Genomic DNA, 16,681 nt, shown 5'->3' with positions numbered 1-16,681 from the left:
ATCCCCAATCAGCAGAGTAGCTATGCAAATCCGCCCTGTAAAGTTGGGGATTGCTTCGTTCCTCGCAATGACGCGTGTAGCAGATCACCAATTTTTTATTATATTGGCTGTAAAGTACTATCACTATTCGCTTCTAATTATTAATATGTTAAGACCCCTACAAAACATAAAGCTAATTATCGTTTCCCTGTGTTTATTAGCAACCGATATCTCTTCAGCCCAAACTAAGTATCGTCCTTCAGATTTATTCCCGGCACAACCCTTATTACCTCCGGGTAACTCATATCGCACAGCCACCGGCGAACCGGGCCCTGCTTATTGGCAAAACAAGGCCGATTATGTAATTAATGTAGCGCTTGATGATAAAACCAACGTCATAACCGGTACAGCTACAATTACTTATACCAATAATAGCCCCAAAGCCCTTTCGGCACTGTGGTTGCAGCTGGAACAAAACGTGTTTAAAAAAGATTCGCGGGGGATTCAATCCAAGCTATTTCTTTACCAGGATCCTGAAAAAACTACTCCAGACGGCGGATACCAGGTAGAAGGCGTGCAGCTTGCCGGAAATAAAGCTGGAAATATCAAATACCATATTTATGATACACGCATGCAACTGGAGCTGGCACAGCCGCTGTTAAGCGGGCAGGCCATCAGTTTTAGCATCCGTTATCGTTATAACTTCCCGGTAAATTATAAAAATGCTGATTTCCTGGTTAACCGTACCGATATCCTCCCAACAAAAAACGGTAATATCTATGCTGTGGCACAATGGTACCCCAGGATGTGTGTTTTGGATGATGTAGAAGGATGGAACACACTGCCGTACTTAGGTAACGGTGAGTTTTACCTGGAGTATGGCAATTTCAGGGTTAATATAACAGTGCCATCGGGACTTATTGTGGAAAGCTCTGGAGATCTGCTGAATCCTGAAGAAGTACTAACATCAGCCGCACTCAAGCGCTGGCAGGCTGCTAAACAAAGTGATGTGCCGGTGCAGATCCGTACAGCAAAAGAAGTAACTGACCCATCATCAAGGCCAGCAAAAGCTACCTGTACATGGAAATTTAAATTGGATAATGCAAGGGATTTTGCGTGGACGGCCTCACGGTCGTTTATTTGGGAAGCGGAGAGTTTTAAGCTTGCTGATGGTAAACGGGTAATGGGTAGTTCGGTATACCCGGTAGAATCGGAGAAGCAAGGTAGCTGGAAACGCTCATCGGAATATATCAAATTTACCTTACAGCATTTTTCAGAAAACTGGTTTCCTTACCCTTATAACAAAGCGGTTAACGTAGCTTCGAATTTGGATGGAATGGAATATCCCGGCATGGTTTTTTGTTCGGCAAAGGACACCGGCAATATGTATTTTGCAGTAGTAAACCATGAGCTGGGCCATACCTGGTTCCCGATGGTAGTGGGCAGCAACGAGCGTAAATACGCATGGATGGATGAAGGGTTTAATATGTTCATTGACAAAATGGCTACCAAAGCTTTTAATAAAGGTGAGTTTATAGGTTATGTAGAGATCGATAGTCCGCTCGATTCCCTGTTTGCGGAAAAGTTATTGCCTATTGTTACCCGCCCCGATGCTTTGCCCGGCAACCAGGTATATCCGTTGCAGTATCAAAAAGTGGCTTACTCTCTCGCGCTTTTGCGTAATCAGATATTAGGCCCTGAACGTTTTGACCGCGCTTTCAGAAAATATATCCGCGACTGGGCTTATAAACACCCAACTCCCTGGGACTTTTTTAGGAGTATGGATAGCTCGGCAGGCGAAGACCTAACCTGGTTTTGGAAATCGATGTTCCTCGAAAACTATCGCCTCGATCAAAAAATTGTTAAAGTAGAAAGTTCGGCGGGTTCCCAACCTATTATTACAGTCGAAAATATGGACAAAGCAGCCATGCCTTTGGTGGTTGAAATAAACTACGCTGATGGCTCAAAGGAGCATCGTGAATTCCCGGTAGAGATTTGGGAGTATAGCAGCGTTTATACTTTTACCGGCGATAAGAAAGCGGCTGTCGCCAAAGTTACTATCGATCCTGATAAGATCTACCCGGATGTGGATAGGAGCAACAATGGTTATGAAGTGAAGAGGTAAGAGATTATTCGTCGTGAGAACGAAGAGTATCATCATATCGTTCTTAACCACGTCATTGCGAGTAACCATCAGGGGAAACCCTGAAAAAAATGTAATGACATGTAAAATATATTTTAACGGTGTTGCGGGTGGGCCGCGTTAGGGATTGCAGTGTAAAGCCCGGAGCGCGTAAAGGGTTTGCGGGCGGGAAAGGCGAGGACTTGCAACGGAAAGCCCGGGCCGCAGGCAACGCCCAATGTTATAAAATCCATCAAGAAAAATATACCTAATAATCAATAACTTACAATCACGTCATTATAAGGAACGAAGCAATCGTGATCTGTACAGAGCCACTCTGTAAATCGGGATTGCTTCGTACGTTGCAATGACGATTTTATACGTTTTGTCCCGTCAGGGTCTCTCGAAGATGGCCCTGATGTTCTGCGGGGACGCTCTTACAACTTCACGCCTCTCAAAAAGTCCTCAATACCCATGCGTTTCTTGCCTTCTAACTGGATATCTTTTAGCAACACAAAACCATCCTTAGCAGCAAATTTCAAATAGGTTTTATTGTCGGTCAAAAAGCCGCCGGGCTGTATGGCCGGTTCTGATAATTGATATTCAGATGCATAAACTTTTAGGCTTTTGCCATTAAGCTCGGTGTATGCGGTGGGCACAGGGCTCAGGCCGCGAATTTTGTTATAGATTGACAGGGCTGGTTGCGTCCAATCTATCCGGCAATCATCCTTAAAAATCTTTGGTGCGTGTTTTAATTCTGTTCCCTCAGCCAATTGCGATTGCGGGTGTTCATTGTAACGTCCGCTCTCAACCGCTTTAACTGTTTTAACCAGCAGCCCTGCACCTTTGTTCATGAGGCGGTCATGTAATTCGCCGGCATCTTCATGGCCGGTAAGGGTTATTTTTTCGGTGAACAGGATGTTACCGGTATCAATATCATGTTTTAAAAAAAAGGTGGTTACGCCGCTTTCTTTTTCGCCGTTAATCAGCGCCCAGTTAATGGGGGCGGCGCCGCGGTATTGAGGTAATAATGAGGCGTGTAAATTTATGGTACCTTTGGCAGGCATGTTCCAAACAGCTTCGGGCAGCATCCTGAAGGCTACTACAACCTGCAGATCGGCTTTCAATGCTTTCAATTCGGCAATAAAATCTTCATTCTTAAGTTTTTCGGGTTGCAGCACTTTTAAGCCGTTAGCTACGGCATATTGTTTAACAGCCGACTCACTAACTTTTTGTCCCCTTCCGGCTGGTTTATCGGGCGCTGTAACAACAGCAACGATGTCACTACCGGCTTTAATTAAAGCGTCTAACGAGGCAACGGCAAACTGGGGGGTACCCATAAATATAATTCTCATAGTATGTTTAGGTATTAGATGTGCTTTATTCTGTTATTCGTATAGTAAGTATTTTTTGCGTGTGGCTTTAAACTTAGTTAGTCCGGGTTGCCAGCCGGCACGGATCTCTTCTTCGGTTTTGCCGGTTTCAATTTGTTTCCTAAGTTCGGCTGTACCTGTGAGCTTTATAAAATAGGCATTAAAGAAATGGTCCTTGTCGGGGAAGGCGTTATATAACTCCAGGAGCCATTTCAAATTAATAACACCTGTACCCGTGATATCAGTTGGCGGAATATTTTGCAGATTAATGCCAAAACATTCCTGGTCTTTCTGCGGCGGGTTCTCGCTCATACCCGGGATACTTTTGGGTGTAAACGAAAAACTGTATTTCCCTTTCAACGCCGGATGCCCCAGTACGGCAAAGGGAAAGAGCGTACCCCTGCCCAAACTAAATGTTGTACCTTCAAATAAGCAGGTACTCGGATATAATAAAATCGATATAGGCGTATTTAAGTTGGGCGAAGGGTTTACGGGTAAGTTATAAGGCAAATTATGCTTGTAATTAGCCACTTTAATGATCTTCAGTTTACATTTAACCCCATTTTTTAACCAGCCTTCGCCGTTTATCATTTGGGCATATTCGCCAATAGTCATACCGTGGGCGATGGGGATGGGGTGCATGCCCACAAATGAACGGTTAACCGTATCCAGAACAGGGCCATCAATCAAATAACCGTTAGGGTTTGGACGGTCAAATATCATGAGCTCTACATTGTTTTCGGCACAGGCCTCCATTAAGTAATGCAGGGTTGAAATATAAGTGTAAAAGCGTACGCCAACATCCTGTATATCAAATATCATGAGGTCGATACCCTTCAAATCGGCAGGGGTTGGTTTGTAATGCTTGTTGCCGTACAACGATATTACAGGCAAGCCGGTTTTAGGATCTTTAGTGTCGCCAATGGTAGCGCCGTTACTGGCATTACCCCTGAAACCATGCTCGGGGCCAAAGATTTTTTTTACGCTTACGCCTAAATGCACCAAACTATCTACACTGGCAGTTAAATTTTTACCAATAACAGAAGTTTGATTAATGACCATCCCTATATTTTTTTCCTTAAGATAGTTAATATACAGCGGAATTTGATCGGCGCCGGGAATAATAGGGCTGTTTTTTTTGTTTTTTGAGATGGATGCCGTCTTGCAGCTTTTATAATTGGTTGCCTGGCTGCAGGCCGTGTTTGCAAGTAAAACTGTTATCAGGGCAAATCGTAAAAAAGCACAAATCTTATTCATAAAATATTGAGTTGAAACAATTTTAAAAGTAGCAGGTTTAACAGCAAAACCGCATATTTGCGAAGGTACAAAAAATCAGTCTGCCATTGAGTTTCGCCTCCTTTATATCAGCCCGTATAACATTTAAATCAAAACGCACATTTTCAAAACTGATAGTGCGTATTGCAATAATAGGCATTATGCTGGGCCTTGGTGTAATGATACTGTCACTTGCTATCGTTAAAGGATTTAAACACGAAATCCGCAATAAAGTTCGCGGCTTTGCCGGCGACATCCGTGTGGTTAAGTTTGACCTGAATAACTCTTACCAAAGTTCCTCATTTCCTGCTGATAACGAATTTGTTAAGCGCGCGCTTAAAAGCCCGTTTATTACCCATGTAATGCCGGTGGCCACCAAACCCGGTATTGTTAAGGCCAATAACGAAATTGAAGGAGTGGTACTTAAGGGCGTTGACAAAAATTATGACTGGAGCTACTTTAAAAAAATGATGGTTGCCGGCGAGGTGATCAGTTTTGCCGATTCGGTTGAGGCGCAAAAGGAGATCATGATCTCGCAAACAACGGCCGACAGGCTTAAACTGAAAGTAGGGGATAAGCTGCTGATGTATTTTGTGGAAGATGATCTGCGCAGGCGCCAGTTTAAAATAAAAGGTATTTTCAATATCGGGGTTGAAGAAGTTGACAAAACCTTTGTTATCGGTGCCTTATCGCTCATTAACCGCCTTAACAATTGGAAACCGAACGAGATAGGCCAATACGAACTACGCGTAGCCGATTTTGATCATATTAATGAAGCCGCCTATGCGCTCGAGACTGTTTTGCCGGTAAAATTGAAAGAGTATACCATTGAAGAAGATTATCCTACCATATTTGAATGGCTCAACCTGCTCGATGTTAATTCGATAGTGATGCTGGTATTGATGGTGGCGGTTGCTGTAATCAATATGATATCGGCCCTGCTGATCATGATCCTCGAACGCACCGCTATGATCGGGATGCTCAAAGCGATGGGGGCATCCAACTGGGCTATCCGCAAAATATTCCTTATCAATGCCAGTTACCTGATAGGATTAGGGCTGCTGCTGGGTAATTTACTGGGTATAGGCCTGGGATATTTCCAGATGTATACTCATTTTTTCCAACTGGACCAGGCTTCGTATTATATGACCTTTGTACCGGTTGAGTTTAATATTTTTGATATTGTTGTCCTCAATATTGGTACACTGATCATTTGCCTGCTGGTGCTTGTTATACCATCAACGCTGGTAAGCCGGATCTCGCCTGTAAAGGCTATCCAGTTTAAGTAAGTTTTAAAGCAACCGGTAGCTTAATCCCAACCTAAAATATTCGCTATGCGCGTTAAAGGAAGCATCGCCTACCATGTCTTTCATATAATTGGTCAGGCCGTGGGCAAAGCTTGCATTTAAGCCATAGCGACCGTAACTGGCCGCCGCGCCAAGGCGTAACCTAACATCGGTTGGGGCTTTGCTTCTTTTGTAGTTAACTTTATAAATCTTACCTTCTTTATCCTTTACCTCGCCTTTATCCCTGGTATCCAGTATCAGGCCAATATCCATCCCCGGTAAAATATCAAGCTTAACTTTATTGAGGGCAAACCGGTATCCGATATATGGATTAAGGTTAATACTTTGACTTTGTAAAGCAACATGGCCGGTTACAGCAAAACTTCCGTCATTTGCTACTATGTCGTATTCCGTTGGATTAAGAATGATAGGGGTATATTTATTAACTTCGGCTTTGCTCCTTAATAATTCATAACCACCCTGTAGCCCTACTATAAACCCGCCTTTTGATACCGTTTGAACCTGGATACTGCCACCATAGCTAAAGCCATTTTTGCTGCCGTATGGGTTATTGGCACGGTTCATCGGATCGCCGGTGATTGAGCCTTGTAATACCTGGGTGGTAGCCGACGATGATTTACCCGCAAAATGAAATAAACCGGTGTTGGCCTGTACAGTAACTTCTAACTTTTGAGCACGGAGTTGCAACCCACTAATCAACAGTGGGGCAAGGATAAGGAGGTACTTTTTCATTTTTTATGTGTTGTAAAGTTCAGTTTCAGGTTTAAACCGCCTGCCCCAAATTTTATCTGCTGTGAGCCAAGGCCGTCAAGCGGGTATTTCAAAAATGGTTCAATAATTATCCTGTTGCTTTTGCCAAGCGGATAGCCAACACCAAATGCTACGTTCAGGGTTTTGGCAAAATAAAAGCTATTAAAGCTTTTGTGCGTTGTTTCATCGGATGTTTGCGGTTGTACACCGGCAGCCTGTGCCAGCCCGGGGTAACTGTAACTTGCCGTGTAGGCTTCATTTATAAACGTTCCCGAACTTAAACCTGCAGAAATATAAGTGTCATTTTTTTGCGGGTTAAATTCATACTTAAGGTTAACAGGAATATCCAGACCGATCAGGTTAGCACTGTAGTTTTTAAATGAAGGTGTAGACGATACCTTACTAAAATCGGCCAGCGTGTTATAAGCTGTGCTTAATGATGGCGAAAATGACACCGCAGCCGCAACATTTGAGGGTTGGTTTTTATTGTAATTAAGCGTGTTTTGGGCCAAAGCTAAACCGGTAGAAAGTTTGAGATTTTTGCTTAGCTTAATATCAGATGTAAAGCCGGCGCCGGCATTTACCTGGTTTTGGCTGCCCTTGGCATAGTTAAAGAATGTAGCCGCGTAAACACTGAATTTTACCCCGCGTTCGTTCATGTCCATATCAGGTTTTTTAGGCTGATCCTGATCACTGGCAAGTAAAGATTCCATAGAGTTGATTTTTGGTTTTACTTTTACTACTGATGAAACAGCAGGCGGGTTTGTGGTAACAGGTTTGGTATTTGCCGGAGGCTGTACAGCAGGGTTATTAGCATATTGCTGCGCATTGGTTTGCTGCAATACAGATTTTACACTATCAGCTTTTTTAGCCGGAGTTACGTTGATTACACTGTTATTAGCTGGTTGAACTGTAGGGGGCACGTTGGTTTTGGCAATACCGTTAACTGGGTTTGCAGTTACAGGATTTGCCGGCACAGATGTAAACGCTGGTACGGTTGCTGCCGGTTGATTTACGATTACGTTGCCAGCCGGTTTATTTAAAGCGCTATTGTTTGCAAGTACATTTGATTTATTTGCCGGGGTGTTGCCTGCCGGATTCAGTTTTGTTGCTGAAGATTGGGTGCTATTGTTGCCCGCAAGGTTTGTTGCAGGTGATTGCTTAGTTGTTACAGGAGGCTGTACCGGGGTAGCGTTTTGAACATTGCTATCTGCCGTGTTGCTTTGCGGCTGCGCAGGTTTTACCGGTTTAGCCGAAAACGTTTGACCATTATTATTAACATTATTTTTATTCGATGCTATCCACAAGCCTATACTCAAAAACAACAACAGGACAGCAGCGGCGCTTGCCCACCATAGGTAAACCGGGCGGCGCTGTTTTTCCTGAACGGGGAATCTCTCCCTGAGCAGCAGCCAGCCTTCATCAGCGGTAGTGTCCTCGTAATTATCAAACACTTCCCTGATGCGGTCTCTTAAGTCGTTATCCAACTGGTCATCCATGGTTTTGTGCTTCTTTTCTTAATATACTTCTTAATCTTTCTTTAGCCCTGCTCAGGTAAACGCGCGATGAGCTTACCGGGATGCCGAGCGTTGTGGCTATTTCGTCATGGTCATAGCCGTCTATCTCATACATGTTAAAAATAGTTCGTTGTATAGCCGGGAGTTCAACCATCAATTTTAAAATATCCTGTACGTTTAAATTATCAACCGGCCCCATATTACTCCTGATGGGGGCGGCATTTTCCAATTCAACATTAAGCTGGAATTTAAGGTCTTTGCGCCGGCGGTCAATGGCAGTGTTAACCAAAATGGTGCGGAGCCAGGCTTTAAACGGCTTATCAATGTTGTAGCCGCCAATAGCGTTAAACACTTTTATAAAAGCGTCATTTACTGCTTCAAGGGCATCATCGCGGTTTAAACTGTAACGCAAACTTATACCCATAGCATAGCCATAGAACTGCTTATACAGCAATTCCTGATGTTTTAAACTGCCTTTTTTGCATTGCCTTACGATCTCTTCTTCGGTAATGCGAGGGGGTGGATGCATTAAATGTACTTAGTTCCGCTAAATGTTGTTTTAAAGCCTTTACGCAGCAAAACAGTTAAATGATACAAAATAAAAAAAATTCTGCCCGGATTATTTGCTGTAGTAATCAAAAAAAGCCGGTACCCTCAATGCGGGCACCGGCAACGTAATAAAACAATAAAAAGTAGTTAATTCGTTTTTTTCAAATTGTATTGAACAGTTAACGTATCGCCGTTGCTGTTGCGCTGCAGTTGAAATACGTTACCATCATAATAATATTGGTAAACACCTTTAAGATGAAATTTTTTGACACCTGGTACTACCGCCAATGAATCATTAAACTGGATATAGTAACCGTTGTACACAAATGCTCCGTAGCTCGCCACGTGTTTCCTGGTGTCGGTAGCTACTTTAAATAATGATGCCGCGGTAAGTTTTAAAGCTATCGTATCACGAACGGTATCATAACCGGTACCGCTTGTTTTTTTAACCAGCGCACCAAATGTACCGGTAAAATTGCCCTGTGGTTGAGCAACCGGAACAACCTCATTTTTAGGAGAGCAGGCCACGCCTAATGTTAACAATAATGGAAGCAGGTAAAATAAATTACGTTTCATATAATCTTATCTCGTTATCAATTTTTAACCATTACGCACGTTTTTAACTAAACGCTACAGCCGGGATGCATTATTTACAGTTTTTTTGCCTCGTCCCAAAAAATATCCATCTCAGCAAGGCTCATGTCATGCAGCTGTTTGCCATTTTCCTGTGCTTTAAGCTCCAGGTATTGAAAGCGCTTAATGAATTTTTTATTGGTTTTTTCGAGAGCGTTTTCCGGGTTAATATTAATAAAACGGGCGTAATTGATCAGCGAAAACAGCAGGTCGCCAAATTCGGCTTCGGCCCTTTCATGGTCGATAGTGCTTTCATCTTCGGCATTAAATTCGTTTTTAAACTCCTGCATCTCTTCCTCAACTTTTGCCCAAACCTGGCTTTTCTCCTCCCAGTCAAACCCAACGCCGCGCGCCTTTTCCTGTATGCGCGATGCTTTTACCAATGCCGGTAAGGAAGCCGGTACGCCACCCAAAACAGATTTGTTACCCTCTTTAAGCTTGATCTGCTCCCAGTTACGTTTTACATCTTCCTCGTTCTGCACTTCTATGTCGCCATAAATATGCGGGTGGCGGTTGATGAGCTTATCGCAAACGCTGTTCAAAACATCGGTAATGGTAAAGTCGTTGGTTTCGGAAGCTATTTTAGCGTAGAATACCAGGTGTAACATGATATCACCGAGTTCCTTTTTTATTTCGGGCATATCGCCGCCCAGTATGGCATCACTTAGCTCATAGGTTTCTTCAATGGTAAGATGGCGCAGGCTTTCGAGCGTTTGCTTTTTATCCCATGGGCAATTGGCCCGCAGGTCGTCCATAATAATGAGCAATCTATCGAACGCTATTGAGGCAGTAGGGGCGGTTTCAGGGGCTTTTAAAGGCATAAATTATTTATAATGAATACTTATGCTGCAAAGGTATGATAACATCTTTAATGAAAACTTACTGTATCATTAATTTTAAACTAACATTAATTAATTTTATTAGCCAATTGTTAATGCTACCTATAAGCACATTTTATCATGAAAAAAACTTACCTGTTTATCCTCCTTTTCGTTTCGATAATTAAAGCTGGTTATGCTCAACAGCAGCCTGCCGGCGATGTGGCCAACAGTACTTTTAGCCAGCCTCAACCATTCCTGTTTACAGTCAGCACACTTAATCCGCAAGGCCGCAACTGGAGCCTAAATTACTCGGGCGGATATGGTGAGCGCACTGTTACACCACTTGGGTTTGATGGCGTAGATCAAAACTTTTCGGCCAAAGGATACTTAGGTAATAAGTTTACGTTGATGGCCATGCTGGGTACAGGTTTTAGTAATAATGGTGGTGTACGTACATTACAGCAGGCCGAAGTGCTTCGAGATTTTGTTGGTGGTAACCAGCCGATGGGTTTCAGGGCAGGGGCAAGCCTTGGTTTCAGGAGGGAGTTTAACAGCGATGCCGTGGCATTCAGTCGTATAACTGCGGCGTATGAGGTATCAAAATGGAAGCTTGGCGCTAATCTTCGCTTTGAAAAAGCGTTTTCAACCCACCGCGATGGTTTGGATTTGATAACCAGTGTTGGCGTGCATCGTCATATTTCAGGACAGTTATTCGGCGGCTTTGAAGCAGTAGGGCAGGACCTGGAAGGTTTTTGGGAAGCCCACGAGGCCGAAGGCGGTGCCCGTTTATTGATTGGCCCATCGCTTAATTACGCTCCGGTTAATTCACGCCTGGCATTTTCACTTTGCGGCGGCCCCATCATTTATGCAACCCGCAGTGCAGCAACGCAAGGCCAGTTTGCTTATCGCGAATTGCCAACTACCAATGGTTTTACACTGAAATTCAATGTAGGCTTCCGGTTTTTATAGCAGGAAGATTAAAGTTTTACTGCCCTGAGCATTTCGCGTTTGCCGGGTGCTCCGGGTGCTTTCTCTATTTTAAAGCCCTGGCTTTTGAGCATGCGTTTCAGGTTGCCGGTAATGGCATAGGTAACAAACACACCACCCGGTTTTAAAAAGCTAACGGTGTGACCGATGGCTTCTTCATCCCACATTTCGGGTTGATGGGCTGCGGCAAAGGCGTCGAAATAGATAATATCAAACTGCTCGTCTGTGTTAAAATCCAGCAGCTTGCTGTGAGCGATATGTAACTGTGTTGTGTTATTGATTTGAACTTTGGCCGTTAACGCAGCGGGATAACTGCTGTTGAATTGTTCCCATAACAGTTCCTGGATATATTGCTGGTAGCCGGTTTGCGCCATCATTTCGGCGCTTAAGGGGTAAGCTTCGATACCGGTGTAGTTAAGTTTTATTTGCGCGCCGGTACATGCATCGGCTGTTAACAGAAAGTTGAGCCCGGTGCCGAAACCAACTTCGAGGATACTAACCCCGCTGGTGTTATTCCGCTCCAGGAAATATTGTAAGCCTGATTTAACAAATACATGTAAGCTCTCCTGCAAAGCCCCGTGGCGCGAGTGGTAATGCTCACCAACTTCGGCATTGTAAATGGTATTGGAGCCGTCGGCTGTGGGGACTATGGTTAGTTCATGGTTCATGGATGATAGTTCATAGTTTTGGGTGGCATACTTAGTTCATGGTTTATGGATGATGGTTCATAGTTTCCAAGACCTTATTGGCCATGAACCATGAACTATCATCCATGACCATTAGCCATGAACCTCTTTCATCATCTCAGTCACCACCTCACCCAGGTCATAAACCGGTACGGCATTTATTGCAGCCGAAACAATGCTCACACCGGCAGCCGAACGATAGCCTGCAGCGCAATGCACTACGACAGGTTTATCGGCAGGGATCTCACTAACGCGTTCGCGCAGTTCGGGCAAAGGTATACTAATGGCATTTTTAAAAACCCTGCCTGCCGCAACTTCTGCCTGATTACGTACATCAACTATCGTGTAATCATTTTCATTTGCCCTGAAGGTGTCTAAATCAAGATCGGGGGATACTTCATTGGCGTTTACAGGAACTAACAATGCGCCTTTGATATTTTGTTCGTAGCCTATTTTGGCTGCTTTTTTAATCAGGGTGTCAAGCTTATCATCATTTTCGGCAATGAGGTAAAACTGCTCATCAGGGCCGATAATGGAACCCAGCCATGTTTCAAATTTTTCACCATCCTGGAGGTTAATAGCGCCATGCAGGTGACCGCTCCTGAACTGTGCTTTGGGACGGCCATCAACTACTAAAATGTCAGCTTCCAAAGCGCTGCCTTCCTCCATACGGGGTACAGCAGTAATGCTGTCCTCAAAACCTGGTACACCATTTTTATTCAACAGCACATCACGGCCAAAGTATTTGGGCATAAAAGGCTGATCGGTGGTAAGCGTTTTAACAAATTCCAGTTCATCCATCAGTTGTAAGGCATAATTTTCACGCAGTTCGCGGCCAATGGTGCTTTCCAGCTCGGGGCTCATGTTTTTACCGCATAACGAACCCGGGCCGTGCGCCGGGTAAACCACTACGTTTTTGGGCAGGGTCATGAGTTTTTGCCGGGTGCTTTGAAACATCTGGCGGGCAAGTTCCTCTTTTTTTGCGGTAATGTTACCCACATTTTCCCGGAGGTCGGGTCGGCCTACATCCCCAACAAATAATGTATCGCCGGTAAAGACGGCGGTTTCGCGGCCTTCTTCATCTACCAGTAAAATACAGATAGAATCGGGCGAGTGACCGGGAGTATTGATGGCTTTTAGTTTAATATCGTTAAGCTGGATAACGTCGCCGTCATCAAAAGTTTCGTGCGGATATGTTGCGCCGGTTAACTTGCTGCAATAAATTACAGCGCGTGTGGTTTCATGAATTTCGAGGTGCGAACTTACAAAATCCGCATGCGGGTGGGTTTCAATAACACCCACAATATCGGCGTCGTGCTGGGCCGCGAAATCATAATAAGGCTGCGGGTTACGGGCCGGGTCAATAACTATCATTTTGCCCGTACGGATCACGGCATATGAACCATGCGCCAGGCCTTTATCGTAAAATTGTTGAATGATCATATTTTGCCTGCAAAGATAATGCTTAGGCGGAATGTTTTATTTGTGCAATGTTTGAGTGGTGTAAATATTGATCCTTTTTGTGTAAACCTGTGAAGCCGGTTGTCTGCATAGATCAGAAAATTATTGAAAAAGAATTTTTACACGAATTTTTACGTATTAATCGAATTACACGAATTTTGAATTTGGTTAATTGACATTCGTGTAATTCGATTAATTGTGATGAGTTTAAAGAAATTCGTGTGGGAATTTTTCAGTATGCTTTGACGTCAATTACTAAACTGCCTTAAATGATGGTCAACATGTTTATAAGCTAACTGACCCATTTGTTCCCTGGTCATTTTGCCAAAAAAAGTATGCTCAAAGTCGGTTTTTGAAGTTTTGCCATATTCCTCAACCAGTTCAATCCATTGTTTTTTCTGAGCCTCTATGTCGCCTCCGGCTTCTGTTACTTTACATTGGGGAACTGTAGGATTATTCTTTGCCAGTGGAGCATCATCCTTCAGCATACCTTTCAGCGCCACTTTGCCAAACAATCGACCGATAAACGCTCGTTTATATGTTTTTTTGCCCAGGTACATTTCGTCCGAAAGGGTGCAATGTTTTAGCATTTGATAAACATTCATTTTTCCCCATTGTGGCTGGCTGTTTTCGTTAATTAAATTGATACGGGTTATGAGGCCATCGCGGGTTTCTTTATCAAATATTGTTTTCATTGTTTTAAAGCGTTTACGGTCATAAAGCTACTGCGAATTACAAAACAAGCACAGGGGTTTTTGAGCCATAAACGGGGAGGATTTACGCCAGTAGAATAACTTGTAAACCAAACAGGCCCGTTTTATAACCGGGCCTGTTATAAAAAACAAAACTATTGCTTACCAGATCTTTGTCCTGTCTTCTGGTTTTTTATACATTTTATCGCCGGGTTTTACGTCAAATGCTTTGTACCATGCGTTGATATTGGTTATAGGCGCATTGGTGCGGAACTGCTCGGGCGAGTGCGGGTCGGTCAGGATCCTTTGCGCTGCCGATTCCGGAGTTTGTGATGAACGCCATACCTGTGCCCACGACAAAAAGAACCGCTGATCGGGTGTAAAGCCATCAATGGTATTGGCCGACTGGCCTTGTTTGGTTTTGCTGAATGCCTCGTAAGCAATGTTCAAACCACCAAGGTCGGCCAGGTTTTCGCCAAGGGTAAGTTTGCCGTTTACGTGCAGGGTATCAAGAACGGTAAAGGCATTGTATTGTTTCACCACCTGGTCGGCGCGCGATTTAAATTTATCGGCATCTTCTTTGGTCCACCAATCGCGCAGTGTGCCGTCGGCATCGTACTGGCGGCCCTGGTCGTCAAAGCCGTGGGTCATTTCATGGCCAATTACCGCTCCAATACCTCCGTAGTTAACGGCGTCATCGGCGTTAAAATCAAAGAACGGGAATTGAAGGATCCCGGCAGGGAACACAATTTCGTTATTAGTTGGGTTGTAATAAGCATTAACGGTTGGCGGTGTCATTCCCCATCGGGTTTTATCAACCGGTTTACCTAATCGGCTTACATTAAAATTGTAGCGCCATTTGACTATTGCATGCAGGTTACTGAAGTAATCGTTACGGTTAATCACCATGCCATCGTATTTTTCCCAGTTGTCCGGATAGCCGATTTTTACGGTGAAAGCATTAAGTTTTTTAAGCGCGCGTTCTTTGGTTGCGGGGCTCATCCAGTCAAGGCGCTTAATCCTGTCGCCAAGAGTTTCTTTAAGGTTGTTTACTAAATCAACCATATATTGTTTGGCGGCCGGGGTAAAGTATTTTTCAACAAAAAGCTGGCCCAGTAATTCGCCAAGGTAGCTATCAACAAGGGCGCTCATGCGCTCAACGCGCGGTGTCTGTACTTTTTGACCGGTCAGCGCGCTGTTGTAAGCAAAGCTTGCGTTAGCAAAGTCGGAGCTTAAATAACTGGCTGTTCCTCTTAAAATATTCCATCGCAGGTATATTCTCCAGTTAGCGATCGGGGTAGCTGCAAACAGCGAGTCGGTAGCCCTGAAAAACGAAGGCTGGCCAACAAGAATGCTGTCCTGTCCGCCTGCATTAAGCGCAGGAAGTATCTTTGACCATTTTAAATGTGGGGTTTGTTTTTCAAAATCTGCAATCAGGAACTTGTTGTAGGTTACATGCGGATCGCGCATGGCTACACGGCTCAATTGCGCCTTAGCCCAGGTATATTCAAGGCCGTAAACTATAGCAGTGTTTTTGGCTGCTTCATCAGCACTGCTTCCGCTAAGGGTGAACAAAGTTGTGATCAGCTTTTTTAAGGCGTCCTGTGCTTTTTTTGAACGCGGATCGTTTTTGAGGTAATAATCCCTGTCGGGCAGGGTAGTGCCTCCCTGACCAAGGCTTATCACATATTTGTTTACATTCTTTTCATCCTGTTCAACCCCAAACCTGAAAATCGGCGCACTTATTCCGTTAACACGCTCGTAAATCAGTTCGTTAATAAAGTCGTCAAGGGTTTTTAACCGGTTAATGCGCTCCAGGTCGGGTTTGATGGGGGCATAACCGTTTTTTTCGATGGTCAGGCTATCCATACCACTGGCGTACAAATCTCCTACAAGTTGTTTCAGGCTGCCTTTGGGTTGCGACGCTGATGTCTGGCTTACTTCATTCAGCAAGCCAATGAGCCTATCTGTATTTTCCTGGCGCAAAATATGGAAACTACCCCAGCGGGTTTCTTTAGCAGGGAATGCCGTTCTGTTTTAACCAGCCGCCATTGGCATATTCAAAAAAATCATCGCCGGGCTTTACGCTCAGATCCATGTTGGCGGGATCGATAAATTTTTTAGGAGGGGCGGAAGTTTTGTGCCTGGGTTTTACGGGTTTTGGGCCATCTATGGCAAAAGCATTTACCGACATGCCAAGGCAGGCAGCCAGTAATAAACAGTTAAACTTTAATTTCATGTCAATACTTAAAAATTAAAGTTAATAAATAGCGGGTATTAAACACAAGTGGCCGGTGGCAGGCCTTTAGTGATTGAACCAGTTAATAATGGCTTCGAGTTTTGTTTTTTTCAAAATATCAAGCCAGAAACGGTGTAAGGGTAATGTTTTCATGACAATTTGAATGTTACATATATAATAACTTGTTAATTGTAAAAATATTGTGGGAGTGGGATTGTTCATGGTTGATAGATCATGGTTCATGGTTTATAGATGATTGATCATGATTACATGTTGTAGTGATAATCATT

15 protein-coding genes are annotated in these 16,681 nt (G+C 43.8%); 3 read left to right on the top strand and 12 right to left on the bottom strand.

Annotation, left to right across the window (positions count from 1 at the left end; all coding sequences use genetic code 11):
* The first annotated feature begins 145 nt into the window (after positions 1 to 145).
* Positions 146 to 2,104: a M1 family metallopeptidase gene (locus BLP33_RS11715; protein ID WP_139159979.1), complete on the top strand. Its 1,959-nt coding sequence runs from the start codon at positions 146 to 148 to the stop codon at positions 2,102 to 2,104.
* Between the two features lie 434 nt (positions 2,105 to 2,538).
* Here BLP33_RS11715 and fmt read toward each other — a convergent pair whose 3' ends face one another.
* Positions 2,539 to 3,456, bottom strand: coding sequence for a methionyl-tRNA formyltransferase (fmt, locus tag BLP33_RS11710; RefSeq protein ID WP_175490000.1), 918 nt, complete (start codon positions 3,454 to 3,456; stop codon positions 2,539 to 2,541).
* 33 nt (positions 3,457 to 3,489) lie between these two features.
* Complete coding sequence (locus BLP33_RS11705; RefSeq protein WP_090528135.1) at positions 3,490 to 4,731, bottom strand: exo-beta-N-acetylmuramidase NamZ family protein; 1,242 nt, start codon at positions 4,729 to 4,731, stop codon at positions 3,490 to 3,492.
* Between the two features lie 155 nt (positions 4,732 to 4,886).
* On the opposite strand from BLP33_RS11705, the gene BLP33_RS11700 reads away from it, so the two are divergent.
* Positions 4,887 to 6,038, top strand: a complete 1,152-nt coding sequence (locus BLP33_RS11700) for an ABC transporter permease (protein WP_371328321.1) — start codon at positions 4,887 to 4,889, stop codon at positions 6,036 to 6,038.
* A 3-nt stretch (positions 6,039 to 6,041) separates the two neighbouring features.
* Here the strand turns inward: BLP33_RS11700 and BLP33_RS11695 are convergent, their stop codons facing one another.
* The 5 genes from BLP33_RS11695 to mazG form a co-directional block, all read right to left on the bottom strand.
* A complete protein-coding gene (locus BLP33_RS11695) occupies positions 6,042 to 6,788 on the bottom strand; it encodes an outer membrane beta-barrel protein (protein WP_090528131.1) in 747 nt (248 codons plus the stop codon).
* Positions 6,785 to 8,305, bottom strand: coding sequence for a hypothetical protein (locus tag BLP33_RS11690; protein ID WP_090528129.1), 1,521 nt, complete (start codon positions 8,303 to 8,305; stop codon positions 6,785 to 6,787). The genes BLP33_RS11695 and BLP33_RS11690 overlap by 4 nt, the downstream gene beginning before the upstream one ends.
* Positions 8,298 to 8,852: an RNA polymerase sigma factor gene (locus BLP33_RS11685; RefSeq protein WP_090528126.1), complete on the bottom strand. Its 555-nt coding sequence runs from the start codon at positions 8,850 to 8,852 to the stop codon at positions 8,298 to 8,300. The genes BLP33_RS11690 and BLP33_RS11685 overlap by 8 nt, the downstream gene beginning before the upstream one ends.
* Positions 8,853 to 9,019: 167 nt before the next feature.
* Positions 9,020 to 9,448 (bottom strand): hypothetical protein, encoded by a 429-nt coding sequence (locus BLP33_RS11680; RefSeq protein ID WP_090528123.1) that lies wholly within the window; start codon positions 9,446 to 9,448, stop codon positions 9,020 to 9,022.
* A gap of 74 nt (positions 9,449 to 9,522) precedes the next feature.
* Complete coding sequence (gene mazG / locus BLP33_RS11675; protein WP_090528120.1) at positions 9,523 to 10,326, bottom strand: nucleoside triphosphate pyrophosphohydrolase; 804 nt, start codon at positions 10,324 to 10,326, stop codon at positions 9,523 to 9,525.
* 138 nt (positions 10,327 to 10,464) lie between these two features.
* Here mazG and BLP33_RS11670 point away from each other — a divergent pair, with 138 nt between their 5' ends.
* A complete protein-coding gene (locus BLP33_RS11670) occupies positions 10,465 to 11,295 on the top strand; it encodes a hypothetical protein (RefSeq protein ID WP_090528116.1) in 831 nt (276 codons plus the stop codon).
* Positions 11,296 to 11,303: 8 nt separating this feature from the next.
* Here the strand turns inward: BLP33_RS11670 and mnmD are convergent, their stop codons facing one another.
* The 5 genes from mnmD to BLP33_RS27740 all read right to left on the bottom strand — a co-directional run bounded on the left by mnmD (position 11,304) and on the right by BLP33_RS27740 (position 16,391).
* Positions 11,304 to 11,981, bottom strand: a complete 678-nt coding sequence (gene mnmD / locus BLP33_RS11665; RefSeq protein WP_090528114.1) for a tRNA (5-methylaminomethyl-2-thiouridine)(34)-methyltransferase MnmC2 — start codon at positions 11,979 to 11,981, stop codon at positions 11,304 to 11,306.
* A gap of 111 nt (positions 11,982 to 12,092) precedes the next feature.
* A complete protein-coding gene (locus BLP33_RS11660; RefSeq protein WP_090528111.1) occupies positions 12,093 to 13,442 on the bottom strand; it encodes an MBL fold metallo-hydrolase in 1,350 nt (449 codons plus the stop codon).
* A gap of 266 nt (positions 13,443 to 13,708) precedes the next feature.
* Complete coding sequence (locus BLP33_RS11655) at positions 13,709 to 14,155, bottom strand: DinB family protein (protein WP_090528107.1); 447 nt, start codon at positions 14,153 to 14,155, stop codon at positions 13,709 to 13,711.
* A gap of 159 nt (positions 14,156 to 14,314) precedes the next feature.
* Positions 14,315 to 16,138: a M13 family metallopeptidase gene (locus BLP33_RS11650; RefSeq protein ID WP_254780108.1), complete on the bottom strand. Its 1,824-nt coding sequence runs from the start codon at positions 16,136 to 16,138 to the stop codon at positions 14,315 to 14,317.
* A gap of 28 nt (positions 16,139 to 16,166) precedes the next feature.
* Complete coding sequence (locus BLP33_RS27740) at positions 16,167 to 16,391, bottom strand: hypothetical protein (protein WP_254780107.1); 225 nt, start codon at positions 16,389 to 16,391, stop codon at positions 16,167 to 16,169.
* Positions 16,392 to 16,681: the final 290 nt, after the last annotated feature.

Origin of the sequence: Mucilaginibacter sp. NFR10, from assembly GCF_900100445.1 — a bacterium.
Lineage (GTDB): Bacteria > Bacteroidota > Bacteroidia > Sphingobacteriales > Sphingobacteriaceae > Mucilaginibacter > Mucilaginibacter rubeus.
The sequence above is the reverse complement of the archived record's forward strand: the minus strand, read 5'-3'. Positions and strand labels throughout refer to the sequence as shown.

What these genes read in the sequence shown, in the direction of transcription:
- BLP33_RS11715 (WP_139159979.1), top strand. Translation starts at nt 146, where the DNA reads ATGTTAAGACCCCTACAAAACATAAAGCTAATTATCGTTTCCCTGTGT.
- fmt (WP_175490000.1), bottom strand. Translation starts at nt 3,456, where the DNA reads ATGAGAATTATATTTATGGGTACCCCCCAGTTTGCCGTTGCCTCGTTA.
- BLP33_RS11705 (WP_090528135.1), bottom strand. Translation starts at nt 4,731, where the DNA reads ATGAATAAGATTTGTGCTTTTTTACGATTTGCCCTGATAACAGTTTTA.
- BLP33_RS11695 (WP_090528131.1), bottom strand. Translation starts at nt 6,788, where the DNA reads ATGAAAAAGTACCTCCTTATCCTTGCCCCACTGTTGATTAGTGGGTTG.
- BLP33_RS11690 (WP_090528129.1), bottom strand. Translation starts at nt 8,305, where the DNA reads ATGGATGACCAGTTGGATAACGACTTAAGAGACCGCATCAGGGAAGTG.
- BLP33_RS11685 (WP_090528126.1), bottom strand. Translation starts at nt 8,852, where the DNA reads ATGCATCCACCCCCTCGCATTACCGAAGAAGAGATCGTAAGGCAATGC.
- BLP33_RS11680 (WP_090528123.1), bottom strand. Translation starts at nt 9,448, where the DNA reads ATGAAACGTAATTTATTTTACCTGCTTCCATTATTGTTAACATTAGGC.
- mazG (WP_090528120.1), bottom strand. Translation starts at nt 10,326, where the DNA reads ATGCCTTTAAAAGCCCCTGAAACCGCCCCTACTGCCTCAATAGCGTTC.
- BLP33_RS11670 (WP_090528116.1), top strand. Translation starts at nt 10,465, where the DNA reads ATGAAAAAAACTTACCTGTTTATCCTCCTTTTCGTTTCGATAATTAAA.
- mnmD (WP_090528114.1), bottom strand. Translation starts at nt 11,981, where the DNA reads ATGAACCATGAACTAACCATAGTCCCCACAGCCGACGGCTCCAATACC.
- BLP33_RS11660 (WP_090528111.1), bottom strand. Translation starts at nt 13,442, where the DNA reads ATGATCATTCAACAATTTTACGATAAAGGCCTGGCGCATGGTTCATAT.
- BLP33_RS11655 (WP_090528107.1), bottom strand. Translation starts at nt 14,155, where the DNA reads ATGAAAACAATATTTGATAAAGAAACCCGCGATGGCCTCATAACCCGT.
- BLP33_RS27740 (WP_254780107.1), bottom strand. Translation starts at nt 16,391, where the DNA reads ATGAAATTAAAGTTTAACTGTTTATTACTGGCTGCCTGCCTTGGCATG.